8 protein-coding genes are annotated in these 7,118 nt (G+C 49.0%); 2 read left to right on the top strand and 6 right to left on the bottom strand.

Translation table 11 applies throughout. From position 1 onward, the window contains the following. Window positions 1-192: 192 nt before the first annotated feature. Entirely contained in the window at window positions 193-864 is a 672-nt protein-coding gene (locus BLV85_RS13910) for an ATP-binding protein (protein ID WP_176974053.1), read from the top strand. Between the two features lie 324 nt (window positions 865-1,188). Here BLV85_RS13910 and olsF read toward each other — a convergent pair whose 3' ends face one another. From olsF to BLV85_RS13895, 3 genes are all read right to left on the bottom strand, one after another. Continuing rightward, window positions 1,189-2,946, bottom strand: coding sequence for a bifunctional ornithine lipid synthase OlsF (gene olsF, locus BLV85_RS13905; protein WP_090415831.1), 1,758 nt, complete (start codon window positions 2,944-2,946; stop codon window positions 1,189-1,191). Between the two features lie 109 nt (window positions 2,947-3,055). After that, window positions 3,056-3,823, bottom strand: coding sequence for an alpha/beta fold hydrolase (locus BLV85_RS13900; protein ID WP_090415830.1), 768 nt, complete (start codon window positions 3,821-3,823; stop codon window positions 3,056-3,058). Next, window positions 3,820-4,848 (bottom strand): M14 family zinc carboxypeptidase, encoded by a 1,029-nt coding sequence (locus tag BLV85_RS13895; protein WP_090415829.1) that lies wholly within the window; start codon window positions 4,846-4,848, stop codon window positions 3,820-3,822. Before BLV85_RS13895 ends, BLV85_RS13900 begins: the two co-directional genes overlap by 4 nt. A gap of 126 nt (window positions 4,849-4,974) precedes the next feature. Between BLV85_RS13895 and BLV85_RS13890 the strand changes: the two genes are divergently transcribed. Continuing rightward, window positions 4,975-5,361 carry a hypothetical protein gene (locus tag BLV85_RS13890; protein ID WP_090415828.1) on the top strand — a complete coding sequence of 129 codons (387 nt, stop codon included), beginning with the start codon at window positions 4,975-4,977 and terminating at the stop codon, window positions 5,359-5,361. A gap of 304 nt (window positions 5,362-5,665) precedes the next feature. Here BLV85_RS13890 and BLV85_RS15990 read toward each other — a convergent pair whose 3' ends face one another. The 3 genes from BLV85_RS15990 to BLV85_RS13875 all read right to left on the bottom strand — a co-directional run bounded on the left by BLV85_RS15990 (window position 5,666) and on the right by BLV85_RS13875 (window position 6,648). Then, window positions 5,666-5,788, bottom strand: a complete 123-nt coding sequence (locus tag BLV85_RS15990) for a DUF2442 domain-containing protein (RefSeq protein ID WP_218132855.1) — start codon at window positions 5,786-5,788, stop codon at window positions 5,666-5,668. 221 nt (window positions 5,789-6,009) lie between these two features. Beyond that, complete coding sequence (locus BLV85_RS13880) at window positions 6,010-6,318, bottom strand: addiction module antidote protein (protein WP_090415826.1); 309 nt, start codon at window positions 6,316-6,318, stop codon at window positions 6,010-6,012. 6 nt (window positions 6,319-6,324) lie between these two features. Continuing rightward, window positions 6,325-6,648: a type II toxin-antitoxin system RelE/ParE family toxin gene (locus BLV85_RS13875; protein ID WP_245725236.1), complete on the bottom strand. Its 324-nt coding sequence runs from the start codon at window positions 6,646-6,648 to the stop codon at window positions 6,325-6,327. Window positions 6,649-7,118 lie beyond the last annotated feature (470 nt).

Raw genomic sequence — 7,118 nt, 5'->3', positions numbered from 1 at the left:
TCTACCAGAGCAAGTCTGGCTGAACCCAGAGAAGGACGGGGGTGACTTAAAGGTCGCCGTGTAGATGAACACGACAACTACCTTGACAAACAGCGATTAACAATCGACAATCTGCTGGATTTCATTGACAAGGATGACCCGTTATTACTCAATGCGATTGGCAAGCTCGATTCCAAATTATCCAAAAAACTGGTGCAGGATTTACAAACTCTGGCACTGGGACACGGAAACCTGTTTTCGCAATCAGGAGAGTTACTGAACACTGAAAATTTATTCGATCGTTCATCCGACAAGACCCAGCTGACTATTATCAATACCAGCAATTTGGGCAACAATGACAATATATTATTTTGGGTATCGCAGCTATTGTTGGATATTGGCCGCTTCGCAGCAAAATCACCAAGCGAAAAACTGCAGGGCGTCATTTTATTTGACGAGGCAGATCTTTATTTGCCAGCCCAATCCAAGCCAGCCACCAAAGAACCATTGGAAAATTTACTCAGGCGTGCGCGCTCGGCGGGCATTGGGCTGATGCTTGCAACCCAGAGCCCGGGTGATCTGGACTACCGATCCCGCGACCAGATTTCCACATGGTTTATTGGGCGTATCAAAGAAAAAACGGCTCTGGATAAATTAAAGCCCATGCTAAGTGAAGCGAAGACGGATGTCTCCAGCAAGCTGGCCAACCAGTCAGCAGGAGAATTTTACGCCATCCATAATGGAGAAGTGAGCAATATCAAAGCAGATCTTTCTCTCGTGCAGGCCGAACAAGTGCCAGCGCATGAAATTTTAAAGTTGGCAGGCAAGAAAAAAGAAAATCGAATTTCAACCTTTTTTCAAAATATGTTTACAAGCTCGGGATAATTCCTTTTCAGTTTTATGGTGCGTAGGGTATGTTTACGCACCATAAAATGGACGTCAGATTATCACCAGGACACATGCTCATCATTCACGAAGCTAAAAATTGCGGAGCCAAACATCCAGCTTGGCAGGTTCGTCCGCAGTAGATCAGTCTCGGACAGCTTCCTAGTACTCCGTTCCGCCAAACCGCTTACATGAAATCGCGCCTTCGTCCGTCATGCGTTGTTGCAAATCCTCGCCATAGCTACGGCTATGACTGCGGTTTGCGCCTAGCCTGGCAGGCGAATCCATCGATTTCATTTGTAAGCTAATTGACAGAACGGAGTACTAAGCAGAATCCAAGTGCTGGAGGGCCATTGCATGGCTTTCTATATAGCGCTGGTATTTTTTCTCCTTGATGGCATCGATATGTACAAGAATCAGGGCATCCACGCAATTCGAGAAATCTGGATCGATATTGAAGCCCAGAAATTCACAGCCGCCTGGCCGGCATAGTTCCGCATATTGTTTATACAACACGGGTACCTTTACACCCAAATCGTCCATCCGTTGTTTGAGAATGGCATATGCACGCTTATATTCCGTTTCGTTTGACACTTTACCAAAGGGGACAAAACCCTGGGTTCGGGCGAATTCGAATGGGAGTCTGGGCGTGGACAGCTGTTTGTCATTGCCAAGGAGTTCCGTGTAAAAACTCGCAATCATTTTCTGTGCCGGTACAGGCAATGAAATGCTCATTGAAACCGGCCCAAACAGATAACGTATCTCGGGATGCAGATAAAGATAGGCGCCGATTCCGTACCAGAGATAATCCAGGCTGCGCTTTCCCTGATATCTGGGCTGGATGAAACTGCGCCCCAGTTCTATGGCCTGTTCGAGATAGGGCATGAATGATTGATCAAACTTGAACAAGCTGTTGGTATAGAGCCCTGTTTCCCCGGATTTTCCAAGAATTTTGTTTGCTTCCCCGATACGGTAGGAACCGATAATTTCCAGTTCATCCTCATCCCATAGAATAAGGTGCCGGTAATAGCGGTCATACTGATCGATATCCAAGGCATTGCCCGTGCCCTCCTGCACCTGCCGGAAGGATAACTCGCGCAAACGGCCGATTTCCCGCATTACACTGGAATTGGGCATATAATCAAACAGGTAAATATGTTTGCCATCCTGGGTCCGGCCAATCAGCTGCGAAGCACGCAGTTCCTTGCGGATCAATTTGGTTTTGACTGGGTGGATAATATTTTCCACCGGTTTGAACAGTTCTTTTTTCTTTTTCTTGCTAAACAGGTAAACCTGTTGCCGCATTAATTTTGCGATATGCTTCTTCGGCATATCCATTGCTGCAATCGAATTCCAGGGTATCGGTTTGCCAATCCTGAATGAAATTTCGCTACCCTTTTGATTGAACATTTCATTGACCAGCATCATCGTGCCAAGCGGTTTATAGATGCTCGAAAGACCATAAAAAAGCATCGAATTTTTTCCGCCTATATATACGGGAACAATCGGCGCCTGCGCTTTCTTGGCCAGGGACAAAAAACCGGTTTTCCACTTGCCGTCACGAATGCCCATTGGGCAAATACGCGAAACTTCTCCAGTCGGAAACAAGATGACAGCCTGCTCCGCTTCCAGGGCTTCGACAATCTGATGCATACTGTTGCGATGGGTGGCTAATTTTGACAAATTGTCGATCGAAAGAAACAGGCCTTGCAGCGGTTCAATACAGCTCAGCAATGACGTCGCAACAATTTTTACATCTGTTCTGATTTCCGACACCAACTTGAGCAACGCAAGTCCATCCAGGGAACCAAGAGGATGATTGGCCACAATCAATACACGTCCCTGATCAGGGATATGCGCCCGGTCCTTGCTGGAGACCTGGAAAGTAAAATTGAAATGTTCAAGAACCGCATCATTGAATTCCAGTCCCTCCAGATGGCGGTGGGTTTCAATGAAAGCGTTGATTTCATTTTGATGGAAAAGCACCTTCAAAACGGAAGAAGCGACCTTCCGCAGCGGTTTATCGATACGCTGATCCACTCTCTGGAAATAATCTTTAAACAAGGCATCGACATCAAGCATATATCTCCACTCCCTCACATAAGTTCCGGATAAGATATACGATCAATATGACCAAGAAATTACACTTGGGACAATCCAGAAATGTCACCCCCAGCAGATCAAGCGCGTCTCACCGAGCGCCGGTAAACAAAGTTGAATCCGGTTCGAACCATTGCCTGATGGTATAGGCCAACCATTCCGGCTCATCCAGCGGCAAATCATGGCCTGCAGTCGCGTGCTCCATATAGTCTGCTTGCCAGGCCTGTGCCAGCGCCAGGCCACAGCGGTAATCCACCAGACGGTCCGCCCGGCTGGCCACGATCAGCACCGGTTGCCACGGTTTGGCGGTAACAGAAAATTTCGATGCAGCCAGAAACTGATTCCTGGCGCTGGTCATGGAGACCGGATTTTGTCGCTGCCACTGTTGCCAGCGTTCGAGCAGCTCGCTGTCATGACCGTGACAGTTCGAAGTCAGCGCCAGAATATCCGCTTCCCTGGACGGGGCCGGCCTGAAAAGCATCCTGATGAGACAGGGATAGATTGTCCAGCGCAAGCGCTGGCAAAACGGAGAGAGCGGCCTTGCACTGGTATTGATCAAAACCGCCGCTTCCACTTCATCCGGGTACCGGACCATCCAGTCGATAGCAATCATCCCGCCCATCGAAAGCGCAATCAATCTGAGCGGGCGGTTGATGGGCACTTGCTTACGCAACGCATCGGTCATGCCAGCGATTGTGCTGGGGCTCGTCATATGATGCATGCGCCCATTGCCGGGAATATCCAGCGTCATGATCGTAGCAGAAGGAAACTGCTGCTGCAGCTTTCCGGCAAAACACCCCCAGTGCCTGGCCTCGCGCAACAGACCACGGATCAAAACAAAATGCGCGCCCTCCATCATGAGTACCAAAGCGCCAATGCTTGCCGTTCCAGTTCCGGCGCGTCACTTTTATCGAGCCAGCTTTCATACGACAGCGATGCGTGCAGCAAGAACTCCATGAGGATCAGATGACTTCTCAGCACCCGATTGAGCCGGTGGGGTTTGATCGGATGATACAAACCCAGCAATTGACGCAATTGCAACGGATTCTTGCGTATCCATCGCCATGAGCCCATTTCAAGGGTCAGTGGCAAAAAAATATTGTTGCCCGCCAATGACCGCAAATAAAGAAAATCCCAAAGATCGCCATGCACCAAGTAGTGCTGGGATTGCGGCTCGAAGAGGTAATCCTGATGGGGATAAGTCTGCATAAACAGATCCCGCAGGCAACAAACTTCTTTTAGATGTTTAATCGGCTCAAGCCGGCTTCTGGCATAAGGAAACCAGATCTGGTTACGGTAACCGAAACCCGAGTGACAATCCAGAACCAGGCTGAACGGCGCAGGCAAAACTTCCTGCACGATGAAGTCACACAATGCCTGCGATTCGGGTTGCATGGCCTCAGAAACTCGCCCCCGATACCATGGCAAAAAAGATGAAATGCGATGCCCGCCTGCAAGCCAGATTGTCTTTTCATGACTGTCTACCGGCGCATTGCGCATCAAATCGACGCCCTGGCCATTTGCGCGGGTATAGTTGAGCATGCCCACCGGATTGACCAGCGGTAAAACATGAATGCGCACCCGGTGCAGCATATCAATCAAAACCCGATCCCATTTCAGACGTTCCAGCAAACCTTCCAAAAATGCGATCACTACTTGCGTGCCGATACGCTCCAGCCCATGCACACCCGCAACATAAGTCATGCATGGCGCATCTTGCGAGCCGCTCCCAAGTGTCAGGGCATAAATTGGCAGCGAGCTATCCCCGCTGGAAACATGGCACAGCACTTGGCTGCGTAAATGTAATGCATCCCCTGACTGAATGATGGCTTCAATTTGATCGAGCTCAGGAAATGACTGTTTCAGAAGTGGATTGTCATGCATGATGGCGGATTAGAGATTCCCAGAACCGAGAAACGCCACATCAAACCAGAATTCCATTTTAATTCCTGGTGGGCAAGTCCATAATAAAAGAATGCGTATTGTCTAACCACAGGATAGGGAGTCATCATGGATTTGGAAATAGGCAAACTGGATGCATTAAAATTTTCGACCAAACAGTACATCAGCAATGCCTGGCTCGCCCTAGGCATACATTTGGTGGTACTCGGGTGGCTGTTTTCATCTCAGCAGATACAGATGCTCATAAAAGAAAAACTGTTCATACAAATCGGCTTGACATGCCTGCTGTTACTGATCGAGTGCCTGCGCTGGTTTGTAAACTGGCCCATTCATCGCCGCATAAGACTTCTTGAAATGGAAGTGGCGGCAAAAACCAGCGCAACGCTTGCGCAGGCCTATACCATCAAGCCCTACAGATTTATCTGCAATGAACTGTTGATTTGCTTGCTGACGATTTTTGCCATCACCTTCATCTGGCTTTATCCCTACCTATAGCGCAGAAGCCTGCAGGCTCACATATCCCCAGATCGACTACACCACAACATTTTTGTCAGGGCAGCGGGCATCCATGCAAACACCATTGCCACCGCCTGCCCGCGTCCGGCGGAAACAGGCAGGGAATCCAGGCCCGGAATCAAGAGAGCAAGAATTAAAATTCTCGATTCCAGACCTGATCATAATCTTTTATCTTGACAGTTTATAGCGGAAGTATGAGGTGGTTGAAGTTTGAGTGAACCGGAGTGTATGTGTTAACTCAGGATCTGACCATTTTTGTGCGCCACCACAATTATGATTATTCTCAATGACTTCCACGAAGCAAGCCGGCCACACTTAGATCTTCATCGATTTCTGGCCAATGAATTCCTTCGCCGTCACCCAGCAGCTCGAAATTCCCTAGCTGGCTTTTCGTGGCGTTCGTCAACGGAGTAGTCTTGACAAGGATGCAGTATAAACTTATTTTTCTTTTTTATCGACCTGACCCTATTGCATACGTAGACTGGCGGCGAGCCTGCGAACTCCAACGCAAACACCGCAGCAAAGGTGATGAACATGTTGGGGTTCATTGCATTCACCCCATTGAATACCGGTCGCTTTCCGGCTCAGCATGATCGTTTTCAATGGTATTCATTTTTTCACCCCGTCTTATTGTGCTTGAGGAACTTCAGCATGCAACTTAACGCCCAGGGCGCGTATTACTTTAAATATCGTATCAAAACGCGGTTTTGCGCCGGGTGCCAGTGCTTTATACAAGGCTTCCCGCGTCAAACCAGAAGCCCTGGCAACTTCCGTCATGCCACGGGCGCGAGCAATACTGTGGAGCGCCTGAGTCAATGCTGATGGATCATCTTCCTCCAAAACAATCGTAAGATATTCAGCAACAGCCTGCGCGTTATCGAGGTGTTCGACAATGTCAAATTCAGGTAAATCAGCGATTTTAATTTTATTGACCATAATAGCTTAATCCTCCAAAGAAGCGGCTATGCTTTGCGCCTTGGCAATATCCTCGTTCTGGCTCGACTTGTCGCCGCCGCCAAGCATCACAATCAATAACTCGCCGCGTTGAATGTAATACATACGCCAACCAGGACCGAAATGTTCGCGCATTTCAAACACACCATTTCCCACCGGCTTGATGTCGCCCAGATTACCGTTCTGGGCTTTTTCCAATCGGCGCGCAAGACGACGCCGCGTCATACCATTCTTCAAGCCAAACAACCAAGCTTTGAATTGAGGGAGCTGCTTAATGATAAGCATGATGGAAAAATGTAATCGCTTGTTCACACCCTGTCAAGCGTACCGCATTAACGAATGCGGATGCTCAGCCCACGCAGGTCAATGGAATGAACTCCTCGGGCTATAAATCAAGCAATTCCAATTTCTCGACTTCATCGAGATTGACCCGTTGTTTTGCTTGCCACAGATCGTAGTTGTCCTTGCATGGCGAGCCAGCTCTCCGGCGTGCGCCCCAATGTTTTAGACAACCTCAACGCCATTCCAAAGAATAGAAGGTTAGAGTAGAGAGCAGGCTTTCGCCTGCCCTCCCTCATCAAACCGGAAAGAAAAAAGGGTAGCGTCCGTACGCAGTAACAGCAGCAAATCTAGCGGGTTGAAGTCCCGTCCGGGGAGTTGTCCGTACGCCCCGGTAGCATGAGGAAACGGCGTCGCGGCAACGCGGGGTCGTGAGTTTCCACACAGCAAGAGAGCAGGCCGTAACGCAAGTGAACCCATGAGTAGCCTCGTAAACGAAGTGG

It is taken from the genome of Nitrosomonas halophila (genome assembly GCF_900107165.1).
GTDB lineage: Bacteria > Pseudomonadota > Gammaproteobacteria > Burkholderiales > Nitrosomonadaceae > Nitrosomonas > Nitrosomonas halophila.
This window is presented reverse-complemented; position numbering and strand designations above follow the sequence as displayed.